The sequence below is a fragment of the Mycolicibacterium hippocampi genome (assembly GCF_010723735.1).
In the GTDB taxonomy this organism is placed as follows: domain Bacteria; phylum Actinomycetota; class Actinomycetes; order Mycobacteriales; family Mycobacteriaceae; genus Mycobacterium; species Mycobacterium hippocampi.
In genome coordinates, this window is record NZ_BLLB01000002.1 from 4,175,032 (window position 1) to 4,189,624 (window position 14,593).

At 64.2% G+C, this 14,593-nt stretch carries 13 protein-coding genes; 7 read left to right on the forward strand and 6 right to left on the reverse strand.

Features of this window, described 5'->3' with window-relative positions:
- Positions 1 to 781: 781 nt before the first annotated feature.
- From G6N53_RS21150 to G6N53_RS21160, 3 genes are all read right to left on the reverse strand, one after another.
- Complete coding sequence (locus tag G6N53_RS21150; protein ID WP_163891687.1) at positions 782 to 1,696, reverse strand: SDR family NAD(P)-dependent oxidoreductase; 915 nt, start codon at positions 1,694 to 1,696, stop codon at positions 782 to 784.
- Positions 1,697 to 1,852: 156 nt separating this feature from the next.
- Entirely contained in the window at positions 1,853 to 2,914 is a 1,062-nt protein-coding gene (locus tag G6N53_RS21155; protein WP_163891689.1) for an NAD(P)H-dependent amine dehydrogenase family protein, read from the reverse strand.
- 8 nt (positions 2,915 to 2,922) lie between these two features.
- Positions 2,923 to 4,161 carry a cytochrome P450 gene (locus G6N53_RS21160; protein ID WP_163891691.1) on the reverse strand — a complete coding sequence of 413 codons (1,239 nt, stop codon included), beginning with the start codon at positions 4,159 to 4,161 and terminating at the stop codon, positions 2,923 to 2,925.
- Positions 4,162 to 4,285: 124 nt separating this feature from the next.
- On the opposite strand from G6N53_RS21160, the gene G6N53_RS21165 reads away from it, so the two are divergent.
- Positions 4,286 to 5,377, forward strand: coding sequence for a dihydrodipicolinate synthase (locus tag G6N53_RS21165; RefSeq protein WP_237166595.1), 1,092 nt, complete (start codon positions 4,286 to 4,288; stop codon positions 5,375 to 5,377).
- Here the strand turns inward: G6N53_RS21165 and G6N53_RS21170 are convergent.
- On the reverse strand, positions 5,354 to 6,493 hold the full coding sequence (locus tag G6N53_RS21170; protein WP_163891693.1) for an ABC transporter substrate-binding protein: 1,140 nt from the start codon (positions 6,491 to 6,493) through the stop codon (positions 5,354 to 5,356). The two genes, G6N53_RS21165 and G6N53_RS21170, sit on opposite strands and share 24 nt — an antisense overlap.
- Positions 6,494 to 6,532: 39 nt before the next feature.
- Between G6N53_RS21170 and G6N53_RS21175 the strand changes: the two genes are divergently transcribed.
- From G6N53_RS21175 to G6N53_RS21190, 4 genes are all read left to right on the forward strand, one after another.
- A complete protein-coding gene (locus G6N53_RS21175) occupies positions 6,533 to 7,165 on the forward strand; it encodes a TetR/AcrR family transcriptional regulator (RefSeq protein ID WP_163891695.1) in 633 nt (210 codons plus the stop codon).
- 117 nt (positions 7,166 to 7,282) lie between these two features.
- Entirely contained in the window at positions 7,283 to 8,098 is an 816-nt protein-coding gene (locus G6N53_RS21180; RefSeq protein WP_163891697.1) for an SDR family oxidoreductase, read from the forward strand.
- Positions 8,099 to 8,129: 31 nt separating this feature from the next.
- On the forward strand, positions 8,130 to 9,581 hold the full coding sequence (locus G6N53_RS21185; RefSeq protein WP_163896175.1) for an aldehyde dehydrogenase family protein: 1,452 nt from the start codon (positions 8,130 to 8,132) through the stop codon (positions 9,579 to 9,581).
- A gap of 28 nt (positions 9,582 to 9,609) precedes the next feature.
- Positions 9,610 to 10,785: an NDMA-dependent alcohol dehydrogenase gene (locus G6N53_RS21190; protein ID WP_163891699.1), complete on the forward strand. Its 1,176-nt coding sequence runs from the start codon at positions 9,610 to 9,612 to the stop codon at positions 10,783 to 10,785.
- A 9-nt stretch (positions 10,786 to 10,794) separates the two neighbouring features.
- Here the strand turns inward: G6N53_RS21190 and G6N53_RS21195 are convergent, their stop codons facing one another.
- Positions 10,795 to 11,439 (reverse strand): TetR/AcrR family transcriptional regulator, encoded by a 645-nt coding sequence (locus G6N53_RS21195; RefSeq protein ID WP_163891701.1) that lies wholly within the window; start codon positions 11,437 to 11,439, stop codon positions 10,795 to 10,797.
- A gap of 105 nt (positions 11,440 to 11,544) precedes the next feature.
- On the opposite strand from G6N53_RS21195, the gene G6N53_RS21200 reads away from it, so the two are divergent.
- Positions 11,545 to 12,489 (forward strand): metal-dependent hydrolase, encoded by a 945-nt coding sequence (locus G6N53_RS21200; RefSeq protein ID WP_163891703.1) that lies wholly within the window; start codon positions 11,545 to 11,547, stop codon positions 12,487 to 12,489.
- Positions 12,482 to 13,639 (forward strand): hypothetical protein, encoded by a 1,158-nt coding sequence (locus G6N53_RS21205; protein ID WP_163891705.1) that lies wholly within the window; start codon positions 12,482 to 12,484, stop codon positions 13,637 to 13,639. Before G6N53_RS21200 ends, G6N53_RS21205 begins: the two co-directional genes overlap by 8 nt.
- On the opposite strand, the gene G6N53_RS21210 is transcribed toward G6N53_RS21205, so the two are convergent.
- Positions 13,629 to 14,588 (reverse strand): alpha/beta fold hydrolase, encoded by a 960-nt coding sequence (locus tag G6N53_RS21210; RefSeq protein WP_163891707.1) that lies wholly within the window; start codon positions 14,586 to 14,588, stop codon positions 13,629 to 13,631. The two genes, G6N53_RS21205 and G6N53_RS21210, sit on opposite strands and share 11 nt — an antisense overlap.
- Positions 14,589 to 14,593: the final 5 nt, after the last annotated feature.

Consider the following 14,593-nt stretch of genomic DNA (forward strand, 5'->3'; position numbering starts at 1 on the left):
GATTTGACCACCCTTTGCTCCTTCGCGTCTCGAATACAAGGCGGAAGAAGTGGTCGTCTCGACGCGATTGCGATCACTCCATCACGCATTCGCACGCTTGGCTCAAGCGCTCGTACTGCAACCCGGGCAGGCTATCTCCAGGCGCCGACGACCCCGTCGCTCGTCCGAATTCCCATTGCCGACGATCAGGTATCCCGCCCGCACCGTCGGTACAGCTGATCAGCGGATGCACGAGGGGATCTCGAGTGGTCCAGCCCGCACAGAGCGTCGGCGAATCGGGGTCCGACTCCGTCAGCGTCAAGAGAAGTGCGGCGCGTTCAGCTGTGGCAACCGACACGCTTCGCGGATAGCCATCCGCAGCCGCCGTGTTGAGAGGATTCTCCCGATGCCGGCCAACCACCAATCAATCCACGAAATCCCAACCGGCTCGGTTGTTCTTGAACGTGCGAGTCGGGAGCGTCACCCGTCGAATCTTTGCGAAAGCGAGATCGTTGGGCAGTCGCCCGACCGCGACGCGGGGAGTTCGGGCATCGAAACCGCCCTTCCCCCCAAGCAGACAGTGCGTACACTCGGGGGCGATCGGTGAGTTCGATTGTCGGACTGCAGTAACGGACGATGCCTCGATTCCGGGTGTCAAAATCGGGGCCACCACCGTGAAGCTACCCATCGGTCGCAGTTCGCTTCTGCCCGGTCGCCCGTAGCCCGGTGCAACCCCTGCGTGGGCTCGTGATGGGAAAGCATCGGCAGTTGGTCGTCTGCCACGACGATGGCGACGTCCAGCTCACGGCACGTAAGACATTTCGTCGAAGATCGATCCCGGCACCAGCAGGTCCCCCGTGTCAGTGATCTCGTCCAGATGCGTCACAATGTCCTCAGCACTCAGAGATCCGGTAGGGCTATGCCAGCCGCGGGTGACGCCTATTTGCAGTGCCGCCACCCTGCCGCGAAAGGCACTAAGCGTCAGCCGCGTCCTGGTACACGCCTCACTGGCAAGAAACGCGACGACTGGCGCCACCTGGTCGACCCGCAAGGTGTCGAGGAATTCCCGGCCATCGGGTGTCTCCGCAGCCTCGGCCATCAATGCCATCGCCATCCGAGTTGCCGCCATCGGCATGATCGCATTTGCGGTGATGCCGTACTCCGCACCCTCCAACGCTACGACGTTCATCAGTCCGAGTATTCCCGTCTTGGCGGCTGCGTACCCGGCCAAGCGGGGTTGCCCGAAAACACCCGCGGCAGAGGAAACAAAGACGATGCGACCGAATCTCGCGTCCTTCATTCTTGCGAAAGCGGGACGGACGACGTGGAACGCCGCCAACAGGTGGTGGCGGAGCAGAGCCTCGAACCGGTCGGTCGGCCAGTCGTCGAAAGCGTCTTCGTGGATGATTCCAGCGTTCGCGACGACTGCATCCAGGCGGCCGTACTCGGCTAGCGCCAACTCGACTGCGTGCTGTCCCCCGGTCTCGGTGCTGGCATCAGTGGCGCATGCAACGGCACGCCCTCCGGCAGCGAGGATGGAATTCGCGACTTCATGTGCCGGCGCCGGATCGACACCGTGGCCCGCGGTGTCTGATCCGTTGTCATGCACTACGACGGCTGCGCCGCGCTGTGCCAGCTCACGGCAATAGGCCTCGCCTAGTCCACGGCCACCGCCGGTGACGAGTACAACTCGGTCGGCGAATGAGATGCGGTTCATGACGATCGGAACAGCCCCTTCCCGGACGGTAGCAAGTCAAGCATCGTGTCAGTTCCCGGTGGTGCATCCGATAGGTCGTATCGAGGGCGCCGCGTGCTCCCCGTAGCGGGGGCCACCCACACCACCGGCCGCGACGAGTAGGAATCTGGGCGACATTCAGCGCTCATGGAGCCGGTAGTGGGTTCTGTGTGATGTGAACGGAGCCATGGCAGACAAATCGTAGAGCCCCGGGGCGGCCGCCAACACCACGGGAATCGCATTGATCGCGTGCATGGCTGTGGCCAGACAACCTTGTTCCGCGTGGTCCTCGTCCTGCGAACCGATCACCAAGTGCAATCGCAGATTCGGCTCGCCCGAAAAGGTGACCTCGTAGCCGATTTCGGTCGGCCACTCCGGTGCCAGGTCATCGGCCATGCGGGTGAGGTGTTCAACGGACAGTGTCACCTCGCCGCAGTCGGCCACCACTCCGAAGCGCATCGCGCCCACCGTTCCCTCAGGGATCTCACCGGCTGCCACCGACAACGCCCTCGGCGTCGTGGCGACCTCGCGGTACCCCTCGACGCCGCGGATGCGCAGGCCCAGCGCCTGAGCGAGCACGGTGGCGCTGCCGATCCAGGCACTGGCGGCATATTCGGTGTTCGTGAGCAACGGAGTGGTGTCCTCGGGCGGGAAGCCGAAACCCATCGCGTTGAAGATCAGGTCGTGACTTGCATAGGTGGAGTAGTTCAGCACTTCGCGGACATCGATGCGGCCGGCGCGCGCGGTGATCCGCGACAGGATCGGGGCGAGCGACTCGCCGACGAAACCTGGATACAGACCCAGGCCCAGGAACGTCGAGTTACCTGTGCCGCAGGATGTTTCGATAGCATCGGCCAGTGCTGCGTCCAGAGAACGTGGGTGGACGAAACGACTACCGGTGGTGATCACGTTCTTTCCGGACGCCAGGAGGTCGCAGACGTCGGCGAAACATCCGGGTGTGTCGGTTTCGACCTTGCCCATGTAGAGCACCACATCGGCGTCTGTGGCCAGCAGTGCGTCGCGGTCGTCGGTCGCCGATACGCCGATCTCGGAAATCCCACACAGAGAGCCCGCATCCACACCTGACTTGGCGGGGTCGTACACGCGCACGCCCACCAGGTCCAGATCATCTCGGGCGATGACGTGGCGGAGCGACATCGTTCCGGTCACGCCGGTGGCCCACTGAATGACTCGTGTCATCGGTGTCCTCAATCCCAAACCACGTCAAGTCTGGACGGGGAGCGGAACATGGTGCCGGTGATGTACGGCGCTGGGGCCTCGGGATCCAGTCGAAGGCCTGGTAGCTCGTCGAATAGGGCGTTGAAGATCTTCGTGCTCTCCAAGCGCGCCAGATGCATCCCCAAGCACACATGCGCACCGTGCGCGAAACCGATGTGCGGCTTGCGCTCCCGAAAGATGTTGAACTGTTCCGGGTCTTTCCAGCGGCCTTCGTCGTGATTGGCGCTGCCCAGACTGAGCATCATGGTCGACCCTCGCGGAATGCGCACTCCGCCCAGTTCGGTATCGCAGGTGACCTCACGCATGAAGTTCAACAGCGGAGTCTCCCAGCGAATGCCCTCCTCGATGGCCTGCGGCAACAGACTCCGGTCGGTTCTCACCGCGTCGAGCTGGTCCGGGTGCGTCAACAATGCCAGGGCCAGGCTTGCCGTGGATCGAGAGGTGGTTTCCGCTCCGGCAGGCAACAGGTTTCGCATGAAGCCGTAGATCTGCTCGTCGGACATCTTCACGCCGTCGACCTCAGCCGCAGCCAGAATCGAGACCATGTCGTCTTGCGGCGATCTCCGCTTTTCGGCCAAGATGCCGACGAAGTAGTCCTTCATCTGCGCCGAGGCCGTCATCGCGGCCTCCATGTCGGCACGAAACCCCAGCATGTCGATCGCCAGACGATGGAACCACAGAACGTCGGCCTCGGGGAGTCCCAACAGTGCAGCGATCACCCGCACCGGAATCGGCATGAACACCGCGTCGACCAGATCTGCGCGCTTGTCCTCTTTGAACTTCGCGATGGTCTGGTCCACCAGTGGACCGACCAGTTCACCGTCCCATCGCTTCATCGACGAGCGGGCGAACGCGAACTCGTGCAACTTGCGGTACACGGCGTGCTCGGGCTCTTGCATCTCGAGAATCGTCGGACCCTGCAGCGGACGCACGATGTCCTCGTAGCAGCGCGTGCTGAACGTGACGTTGTCGGTGAAGACCGCCTTGACCGTGTCGAAAGTGTAGGCGGTGAACGTCTGCGTTCCTTCGCCCGAGTTGCCGGTCAGGCCCATTTCCGGCCAGCCCGGATGGACCGGCGCCTGCGCGCGCAATTGCTTCAGCAGCGGATACGGGGAGGCGTCGCCGTCTGCCCCCATTCCCACGTTGAACCTGTCCTGCGCATCCCGGATGCTCTGCTCGAGCTCCTCGACGGTTGGCGATTCCACCATGCGGCGACCCCTCACTACTTCGGAACACGCTCAACATACACCCTGGTGGTTGCGAACATACATCATGTAGGTTGATTGATCGGGCAGGTTGACCACCTTCGAAAGCACTACCAGGAGTGATCGATTGACGATTCGAGTGGCGCAGTGGGCAACGGGCGCGGTCGGCCGCGCGGCGCTGCGGGAACTGATCGAGAACCCGAGTTTCCAGTTGGTGGGTGTGCTGGTCTACGACCCTGCCAAAGACGGGCTCGATGCGGGCGCACTGTGTGGACTTCCGCCGACGACGGGAGTCCGGGCCACCACGGACAAGGATGTCATCATGGCGTCAGGCGCCGAGGTCGTCGTGCACGCGGCCAGCAAGGCGCACGCAGTCGAAACGAACGCCGAGGACATCTGCCGGATGCTGGCCGCCGGTATCGACGTGATCAGTACGACGTCGTACAACCACCTCCCCACCTACGGCACCGCCACCACCGATGCCTTCCTCGACGCGTGCCGAACCGGGAGCTCGCATTTCCACGCCGCTGGCGAGAATCCGGGCTTCATGTTCGAGCGCTTGGTCACCACCGTCACCGGGTTGAGCAAGTCCATCGACCGCATCGACCTCTACGAGGCCACCGACGTCTCGGCCGTCGACAGTCGGCCGATGTTGATCGACTTGATGGGGATGGGCCGCTCGCCAGCCGACGTCACCGTCGACTCACCGATCATCAAGAAGCTGGACATGGCGTACCGACAGGCGCTCAACGCCACTGCCGACGTCCTCGGCATCCAATTGACACATATTGACGTGGCGGTGGACTGCACGACGCTGACGTACCCCATCGAAGTCAAAGCCGGCGTGATCGATCCCGGAACCGTCGTGGGTCAGCGATTTTCCTGGACTGGTCACTGGTCGGGTCGTCCGTTGCTGGCCATCCACGAGGAATGGGTGCTCACCCGCGACCTTCCCCAGTGGGGTCTCAAGCCGCTCGCGCCCGGGGAGAAAGCCCCGCTGATCCGCGCGGTGATCAAAGGCGTGCCCAGCTTCGAATTGCAGTTGGATGTCGGCTGGGACGACGAGCCACCCCCCGGGGGACATGCCATGCCCGGACACCTGATGATCGCGATGAGCGCGGTGCGCGCGATCCCTTACGTCCGCGAACAGAGCTCGGGAATCGTCTCCGCTCCGGTTTTCGGCGCGATCCAACTGTCAGCCGACGCCCACCGCACGTGAGATGTTCGCACTGGGAGCTGCGTGAAACACGTGACCGGATCCATCCGGGAGCACGCGGCGGGCGACCAGGTAGTCGCTACCCAGCCACCCCTGGCGGATGAAACGACCGAACCGCAGAAACGTCCCAGGTGCGCCGCTGGCCGCCGGAATCAGCTTGACCTGCTCCATCGCCTGCTTGACACCTCCACCGGTCAACGGCCGCGCCCCCTCCAGTGCCCGGACGATCACCGTGGCCGCATCGTGAGCCAGCCCCGGCATCGAGTGGCCCGGCCGTCGTCCGTATCGCGCCTCGAATCGATCGAGAAAGGCCTGCCCCACCGCGTTGCGCTCATCGTAACTGTCGAGCCCGACCCAGCCTGCGAGCTGGCGCATCCACTCCGCATTGATGTGCGCCATTTCGAAGGCGGTCGTGGTGTAGCGCGGAGGATCCCAGCCGGCGGCCAGCAATGCGTCGGTGAATCCCCACAGGCCGTGGCCGAATCCGACGTGGACCAGGGCATCCGGTTCTGCGGCTCGCAGCCGGTCGACGACGTCGGCCTTGTCCGCCTCCACCTGCGGGATCGCCATTGTGGAAACGACGGTCAAACCCGCTGCCGTGTAGGCTTTTTCGGCGAACGAGAGATATTCCTTGCCGATCAGCGACGCCTCGTAGGCGATGGCGATGCGCGACCTGTTGTCGCCCAGCATGACAGCGGCCAGCATCACCGGCTCCTCGGCCATCGAGCCGTTGTTCAATGCGAAGCACCATTCACCCAACGCACCCTCCGAGCCGGACAGGGTGATGATCGGCGTCCGCGCCGTCGCGTCGACGTGGGGACGCAACGGAACCACGTTGTCGGAGATCCACGGCCCGAAGATGGCAAGGCAGCCCTCCCCCACGAGTTCGTCGAACGCCCGCTCCACCGCAGCGTAGGTTCCGTTGGGCAGGCCGACCACGTTGCGCCGGACCAGTTCCACCGGGCGATCGATTCGCCCGGCCGCGAGCGCCTCGTCGATGACCAGTCGGATCGCGTCGACGGTGTCGTTGTCAGTGTCGCCCATCGTCGGATAGTCGTTGAGCAAACCGACTTTGAGCGGAGCGACCGAACCATATGCGCGTGCTTCGTCGTCAGCCATCTTGGCAACATACATCATGAAGGTTGTTACGATGTCGACATGGCGAAGCGCGGTGGCACCGACCACGAGCGACGTGAGCGCGGCGGCCAGACCCGCCGAGATCTGATCGACGCGGGCCGCGAGCTGTTCGTTGCCCACGGCTACTTCAACACCAGCATCGGAGACCTGGTAGCCAGATCCGGGGTGGGTACCCGCGGAGCCTTCTACCACCACTTCAAGGACAAGGCCGAACTGTTTCGGGCAGTGTTCGAGGAGGTGGAACGCGACCTCACCCTGAGATCGCTGACATCGCCACCCCGGGGCGCGGACCCGTGGGAACGGCTGAGCCGCGGTTTGCACAGCTTCCTCGGGGCGGCCGTTGAGCCCGAGGTTCAGCGAGTCATGCTGCTCGATGGACCGGTCGTACTCGGATGGCAGGCGGTGCGCGCCATCCAGGAGCAGAACAGCATCGCGATGATCCAGAAGAAGGTCGGCGAAGCGATCTCCGAGGGGATCATCGAGGACCAACCGGTCAGCGAACTGACGCATATGCTCGTGGCCGCCGTAGAGGAGGGCGCGCTGCTGGTTGCCCACGCGCCGGATCCCGCGGATGCGCGCCAACGAGCCGCCAGGATTCTGGAGCGCCTACTGCTGAGCTTTGCGCCGAACAGTCGAAAAGCGCTGCGCCCCTGATGTCTTTCCGCCATGCCCGGATCGCACGATCTCACCCGGAAACGATTGTTTTCGTTTTTCGCATATTGTCCCTCTATAGTCTTGATAGCTTTGCCTCTACCCGGCACAAGGAGACTCATGCATCCATCTGACGAGCGACCCCGACTGTCGGACGACTCCCCGTTCCGGGTCGCCGTCGTCGGCGCGTCAGCCGGACTCGGGCGGTGCATCGGCATCGGTCTGGCCGCGAGGGGCGCCCGAGTCGCCTTCATGGCCCGTCGAAAGGACCGGCTCGAGAACGCGGCCGAGGAAGCGGGAAACGACGCAGCCGCGGTCGCGTGTGACGTCACCGACGAGAGCAGTTGTCAACGTGCCTTCGCCGAGGTGACTGACAACTTCGGCGGTTTGGACGCACTCGTGTACACCACCGGGATGGGCGTCCTGGCGCCACTGGCCGACGTGACCGCCGAGCAGTGGGCGCAACTGTTCGCCACCAATGTCACCGGAGCGTCGCTGGTGACCGCTGCCGCTGCACCGCACCTGGCTGCGAGCGCCGGATCGGCCGTGTACCTGTCCTCGCTGAGCGCGTCGTACTCCACACCATGGCCGCTGTTGGGTGCCTACGCGGTCAGCAAGGCTGCGCTGGACAAGCTCGTCGAGGCGTGGAGAATCGAGCACCCCAACATCGGCTTCACGCGGCTGGCGGTCGGCGACAGCTTCGGCGGCAGCGGCGACTCACAGACAGAGTTCAACAAGAGTTGGGACGCCGCCGCGCTGGACACCGCGATCCGATTCTGGATGGACAACGGCTACATGCAGGGCGGCCTCGTTGATGCCGACCACCTCGCCGAGGTGGTCCATTCCGTGCTCCGTTGCGGCAACAGCAGTTTCATCCCCTACTTGACCCTGGCTCCGCGACCGGCGGATGCGGTGAAGGAACTTCGACAGTGGTGAAGGACGTCAACCCGTGACACACGAATCTCGCATGCTCATCGACGGCAAGCTCGTCGAGTCGGAATCAGGACGGCAGTTCGACAACGTCAATCCCGCCACCGAGGAAGTGATCGGCGGTGCGGCAGACGGTACCCGGGCCGACATGGAGCGAGCCGTTGCGGCGGCACGGCACGCCTTCGATCACACGGACTGGTCACGCGACGGCGAGGCCCGGGCCGCCGGGCTCCGGCAATTGCAGGCTGCACTGGAAGCCGAGCGCGACGAACTGCGTAGCGAGCTCGTCGCGGAGGTGGGCTGTCCCGTACTGAGCACCTACGGGCCCCAACTCGACGTACCCCTCAACGAAGCGTTGACCTGGCCGGCCGACATGATCAGCCAGTTCCCGTGGAAGCGGTCGCTGCCCGACAAGGACGCATTCGGCATGGGCACGCCCGCCACGCGCGAGGTATGGAAGGAACCGATCGGGGTCGTCGGGGTCATAGCACCCTGGAATTTCCCGTTCGAGATCATCCTGAACAAGATCGGCCCGATACTGGCGATGGGCAACACGTGCGTGCTCAAGCCGGCTCCGGACACGCCATGGAACGCCACCCGGATCGGCCGGATCATCGCCGAGAACACCGACATTCCCCCCGGCGTCATCAACATCGTCACCTCGTCGGATCACCTCGTCGGCGAGGTGCTGTCGACCTCACCGCTGGTCGACATGGTTGCCTTCACCGGATCGACGGCCACTGGTCGGCGGGTTATGCAGGCGGCTGCACAGACGATCAAACCGACGTTCCTGGAACTCGGCGGCAAATCCGTGTATCTGGTTCTCGAAGACGACGGTGATCTCAAGGCCTCGATCGCCGGCAGTGCGTTCATCTCGATGCATGCCGGTCAGGGCTGCGCCATGCCCACCCGCCTGCTGGTACCGAACTCGCGCTACGACGAAGCTGTTGAGATCGTGAAGGTCGCGATGGAGCGCAACAAGTACGGCGACCCGACCGACCCGTCCGTGCTGCAGGGCCCGCAGGTTTCCAAGAGGCAGCAGGAACGGGTGCTGGGTTACATCGAGACGGGCAAGCAAGAGGGTGCGCGCCTGGTCACTGGCGGCAGCATCCCCAAGCACCTGTCCACGGGGTACTACGTCGAACCCACGGTGTTCGCCGACGTCGACAATCGGATGACCATCGCCCAGGAAGAGATCTTCGGCCCGGTGCTGTCGGTGATCGGCTTCGACGACGACGATGACGCCGTCCGCATCGCGAACGACTCCATCTACGGCCTGTCGGGCGTCGTGTTCGCCAGCGACCTGGATCGGGCGAAGGCGGTCGCCGCACGCATTCGTACGGGCACGCTCGGCATCAACGGCGGACTCTGGTACGGCGCCGATGCGCCGTTCGGCGGTTACAAGCAATCCGGCATCGGAAGGCAGTGCGGGATCGAGGGCTTGGAGATCTTCACCGAGACCAAGACCGTCGGCTGGCCGGCATCCTGACCCCGTAGAACCAACCGAGGAGACGAACATGAAATCCAGGGCAGCGGTACTCCGCGGCGTCGGCATGGACTGGGAGGTCACCGACATCGAGCTCGATGACCCACGGGCGGGCGAGGTGCTGGTGCGGATGGCCTATGCCGGGATCTGTCACTCCGACGAGCACTTCTACACCGGCGACAGCGTGCCGAGCGCGGACATGGAGGAGATGATGCGGGCGGCCGGTGTGCCGGTTCCCGAATGGTTTCCGATGCTCGGCGGGCACGAGGGTTCCGGCATCGTCGAGCGAGTAGGTCCGGAAGTCCGCACTCTCGAGCCCGGTGATCACGTCGCGGTGTCGTTCTTCCCGGCCTGCGGCAACTGCCGGTGGTGCGCCACGGGACACACGTACCTGTGTGATGTCGGTGCGGATATCTACAGCAAGGACATGACGACCGACCACACCCGCCGCCGCCACGTGTCCGGCCCGGATGGTGTCGAGGACCTGATGGCGATGATGCAGGTCGGAACCTTCTCCGAGTACGTCGTGGCCTCCGAACGCTCGTTGGTCAAGATCCACGACTGGATCCCGCTGGAGGCTGCGTCACTGGTGTCGTGCGGCGTCACAACAGGTTTCGGGTCCGGCACTGTCGCCGCGGGGACCGAACCGGGCGACACCGTCGTCGTCGTGGGAGTCGGCGGGATCGGCATGAACGCCGTGCAGGGCGCAAAGGTGGCAGGCGCCAGGCACGTCGTGGCCGTGGATCCGAACGAATTCAAACGCCAGATCGCCCCGAGTTTCGGCGCAACCCACACCGCCACCGATGCCGGTACAGCGATCGAACTGGTCAAGGAGCTCACCTGGGGGGTGATGGCCGACCGCGTCGTACTGACACCTGGCGTGGTGCCCCCCGACCTCATCATGGTCGCCATGATGTTGCTCCGCAAAGGCGGGACCTGTGTGCTCACGGGCATGACGAAGGTCAGTGACTTGATGGTTCCGATGAGCCTCCCGGACATGGTGAGTTCCTGTAAAACCTTGAAAGGTGCGCTCTACGGGGAGATGAACCCCCGCGATGCGATGCCGAAGTTGCTCTCGATGTACGAGGCCGGCACCATCAAGCTCGACGAACTCGTCACGCAGAAGTACAAGCTCGACGACATCAACGAAGCGATGCGGGATCTGCGCGCAGGCAATAACATTCGTGGTGTCATCGCGTTCGAATAACCTCCGTAGCTATCTCGTCGATGTCGTGTACGGATCGATTCCGCTCCCGCGGGTCTGCGCGATGATCGCGCTGCCGAGCCACCGCTTCAGGAACTGCCGTAATTCGGCAGGCGAACGGCTCGGGTCGTTGGGAGCGACGAAGAAGGACAGCATGGTCCGCAGCGTGAACTCGACCAGATCACGTAGCGCCGCGTCGTCGTAGCCGTAGTGTGCCCAGTCCACGTCGAACCGGGTGATCATCCGCATACCGAAGTCCTGCGCCAGTTCCGAGGTGACCTCACTGGGGCGGGCAGCCGGACTCGGCGCGGACAGCAATATTGCCAGGTGCGGGATCGCGACGACGGCGTCGAGGGTGAACATCACCCCTTCGGTCATGGCATCGGCGGGGTCGTTGATTCCGTGCACATGTGTGGCGAGTTGATCGAGGAATCCGTCGACCGACGCGATCGCGGCGGCGCGCATCAACTCGTCGGCGGTGGAGAAGTAGCGGTAGACCGTCTGCCTGATGACCCCGAGCGACTCGGCGACGTCGGCGATCGTGATGGCCGACCCGGTCCGGGCGATCAGATCGACCGCGGCGGCGACGATGCGCTGTGCGGCTTCGGCATCGGTGGCAGGCGGATCACCGCCCCAACCACGGCGTTTGCGTGCCATCGTGGCACCGACGCTAGCACAGGCGTTGACGTGGGAGCCGGAATACAGTAATCATACATCTAACCGCCGCTGCGTATGATTACTGAGGATTGCCGAGGTTCGACCGTGACCGACCTGATAGTCCGCAAGCTACGATTCGCCTTCGCGAGTCACCCGGTGCCCTTCGTGTGGAACGAGACCAATCCCGCGTTCTCCTCGATGGCGAATGCGGTGTCGTTCCTGGCCATCGGGTTCGAGAAGATGATCGGCAGCATGATCCCCGAGGCGATGCCGCACATCGGAGATCCGGCCGTCGCCGAGGAGGCCGACGCATTCGTCCGCCAAGAGGGTCAGCACGCGATGGCGCACCGACAGCACGCCAAGGGGTTGATCAAGGCCTACCCGGCGCTGAAAGAAACCCTCGACAGCGTCGTTGCCGCGTTCGACGACATGACCGCCAACAAGCCCCTGAAGTACCGCCTGGCGTATACGGCCGATCTCGAGGCCACCTTCACCCCGGTGTTCAAGCTGATGCTCGATCACGACGACACACTGTTCGCCCCGGGTGACGACCGGGTCGCATCACTTTTCCTGTGGCACTTCGTCGAAGAGGTGGAGCACCGCAGTTCGGCGCTGACCATCTACGACGCGGTCGTCGACGACCCGTGGTACCGCATGCGGGTGGCCCCGTCGATCTTCAAGCATGTCATGGGGATCATCCGGCTGGCCTCCGAGGACTTCAACAGGCATGTGCCGCTGTCGGACCGCAAGGTCGATGCGATGTCGACGTTCCGGATCCGCCGGCGCACGAAGGCCCTGCGGCAACGACTGCCGTTCACCCAGGTGCGTGACGACGGCCCGTTCGCCGATGCGTTCCGCCACCTCCCCCGTAGGAAGCAACTCGTCGCACTGTCGGGAATCGTGCGCAGTCAGATCCCCGGGCACGATCCCGCGAACGAACAACTCCCCGCATTGGCGCAGGAATGGTTCGACCGCTACGGCGCCGGCTACGACGTGACCCAGTGGTACACGGCCGACCGCGACGACGAAAGAAGCACCGCCCATGTCTGATCTGTGCACTCCGACCTTCGCCGATCTCGCCGCGCGGCTCGGATTCTCGTGTGAATCCGCCGGCGGACTCGTCGAGTTCCGCAACCCGTTCGCACTGGAGAACTGGACGCTGCCGGTTCTCGAGCTCACCGTGATCGCCGGTGCCGTAATGGCCCTCGTGTACGCAATCGTCCGGCTCCGGCGCCACAACGACCCGACCAACATCGTGCTGTGGTTCGGCGCCATCGCCTATCTGCTCATCATCGAGCCGCCCCTGTACTTCCCGACGGCGTTCGGGATCGCCGAGCACGTCGACACGATGTTCGCGCACAACGTGTTCACCGTCGAGTTCCTCTGGGGCCGGTTGCCGCTCTACATCGTGGCGATCTATCCGATGATGGCGACGGTGGCCTTCGAGATAGTGCGCAGCCTCGGAGTGTTCCGCCGCTACGGAACCGTGATCGGCGCGGTCTGTGTGGGATTCGTCCACCACGCGTTCTACGAGATCTTCGACCATCTGGGCCCGCAGTTGCGTTGGTGGGAATGGACACTGGACCATCCGATGAACCAGCCGTTCTTCGACTCGGTGCCGTTGCCCAGCGTCGTGGTGTTCGCCGCCCTGTGGCCGATGTCGCTGGCGTTGTGTGTGCAGTTCTTCATCGGCCGACACGTCGACGAGGGCCGGACCTTCTCGGGCGGCCAGATCCTCGGCCGCACCGTGGCGATCGGTGTGCTCGCGTCCATCGGTACCGCCGTGCTTCCGCTGCCGGCCACGCTGGCGGGCGGGTTGTCAGGCAGCACCGCGGTGGCCGGTTTCGTCTACGCAGCCGAGCTGGTCGCCATCACCGTGGTCGCCATCCCGACACTGTGGAACCAGTGGCGCCGCCAGCGAAGCGGAACACCCACCACACCAGCACATTCCAACCCGCTGATGTTCGGCTACGCCGTCGCTTATTTGGTTGTCATGGCGGTCCTGTGGCTCGCCGCGTTGCCCGCGTACCTCGCTGCCACCGACGGTGTCACGGCGGCAGGCGACCCGACCGGCAGCCTCTGGTACGCGGTCTTGTGTTTTGTGATCGCCGGGTTGTGCATCGCTGCGGTTCTCACCACGTCACCGAAGAACTCCGAGTCGATACCCTCGCAGGAGTCCGGCGACCCCGTCAGGATGTGAGTCCGGAGATCCAGTCGACGAGTGTCTCGGTGAACAACGCAGGATCCTGCCCGTGCATCGAATGGCCCATCCTCGGGAACGACCGGTAGTCCAGCGACTGGCCAGTGCTCTGCACGAGATCCACCACCCGCTCAGCCTGCAGATCTGCGCAGGCGCCCATCAGCGCACCCGTCTGCTCGTTGATCATGCGGGAGTGATGGGTGAACAGCACCGGCACCTTGACGTGGCTCAGCATGACGTGGTGCGGACAGCTGGCAGCGAATGAGCCTGTGACGAAGGCCTTCCCCCACTCGGGGTCGTACTCGCGCAGACTCTGCGGTGGAGCATCGGCGCCGGCGACCGTCGCGATGAATGCCAGCCAGTCGACGAGTTCGCGCGGCGCCCCGGCGACAAAGCCGTCCCAGTCACCGATACTCCACTGGTCTCCGAGGTACTTCGCCCACATCCCGAACAGCGGCCCGATGCTCTGCACGATGGACGGGCCGACACTGGGCGTCGTCTCCGAGCTGAAGAACGGGGGATCCTCGAAGCAGGCGGCAATCACCTGTCCGGGTTTGGCATAGGCGGACAGCCACGCGCTGAGTAGTCCCCCTGATGACAGTCCGCTGACATACGACGGTCGCCCGATGACGCCGTCGAGGAAACGCACGAGGTCGTTGCCGATGTTGTCGAGCGTGTAGCGAAACGGCGTACGGGTCGACCGGCCCTGCCCGCGCAGGTCCACCGCATGCACATGGTAGTGCTCGGCCAACATCGGCATGGCCGCTTCATAACCCCACCACGACTCGGACTGTCCCGGAATCAGCAGCAGCGGGGGTTTGCGGTCATCCCCGGCGACCGCATAGTTGAGCGCCACCTCACCGGTGTCGAAGAGCTGCTCGGGGTACTCGTGGCCGACGTAGGTAGCCTGCGGTGCGTGCGGTCCGAATGCGCTTGCGTACTCTCCCATGTCTC

Bases quoted from the DNA above. Each gene is read 5' to 3' on its own strand.
- G6N53_RS21175 (WP_163891695.1), top strand. From the start codon at position 6,533: ATGGCGAAGCGCGGTGGCACCGACCACGAGCGACGTGAGCGCGGCGGC.
- G6N53_RS21185 (WP_163896175.1), top strand. From the start codon at position 8,130: ATGCTCATCGACGGCAAGCTCGTCGAGTCGGAATCAGGACGGCAGTTC.
- G6N53_RS21150 (WP_163891687.1), bottom strand. From the start codon at position 1,696: ATGAACCGCATCTCATTCGCCGACCGAGTTGTACTCGTCACCGGCGGT.
- G6N53_RS21190 (WP_163891699.1), top strand. From the start codon at position 9,610: ATGAAATCCAGGGCAGCGGTACTCCGCGGCGTCGGCATGGACTGGGAG.
- G6N53_RS21155 (WP_163891689.1), bottom strand. From the start codon at position 2,914: ATGACACGAGTCATTCAGTGGGCCACCGGCGTGACCGGAACGATGTCG.
- G6N53_RS21195 (WP_163891701.1), bottom strand. From the start codon at position 11,439: ATGGCACGCAAACGCCGTGGTTGGGGCGGTGATCCGCCTGCCACCGAT.
- G6N53_RS21160 (WP_163891691.1), bottom strand. From the start codon at position 4,161: ATGGTGGAATCGCCAACCGTCGAGGAGCTCGAGCAGAGCATCCGGGAT.
- G6N53_RS21205 (WP_163891705.1), top strand. From the start codon at position 12,482: ATGTCTGATCTGTGCACTCCGACCTTCGCCGATCTCGCCGCGCGGCTC.
- G6N53_RS21180 (WP_163891697.1), top strand. From the start codon at position 7,283: ATGCATCCATCTGACGAGCGACCCCGACTGTCGGACGACTCCCCGTTC.
- G6N53_RS21210 (WP_163891707.1), bottom strand. From the start codon at position 14,588: ATGGGAGAGTACGCAAGCGCATTCGGACCGCACGCACCGCAGGCTACC.
- G6N53_RS21170 (WP_163891693.1), bottom strand. From the start codon at position 6,493: ATGGCTGACGACGAAGCACGCGCATATGGTTCGGTCGCTCCGCTCAAA.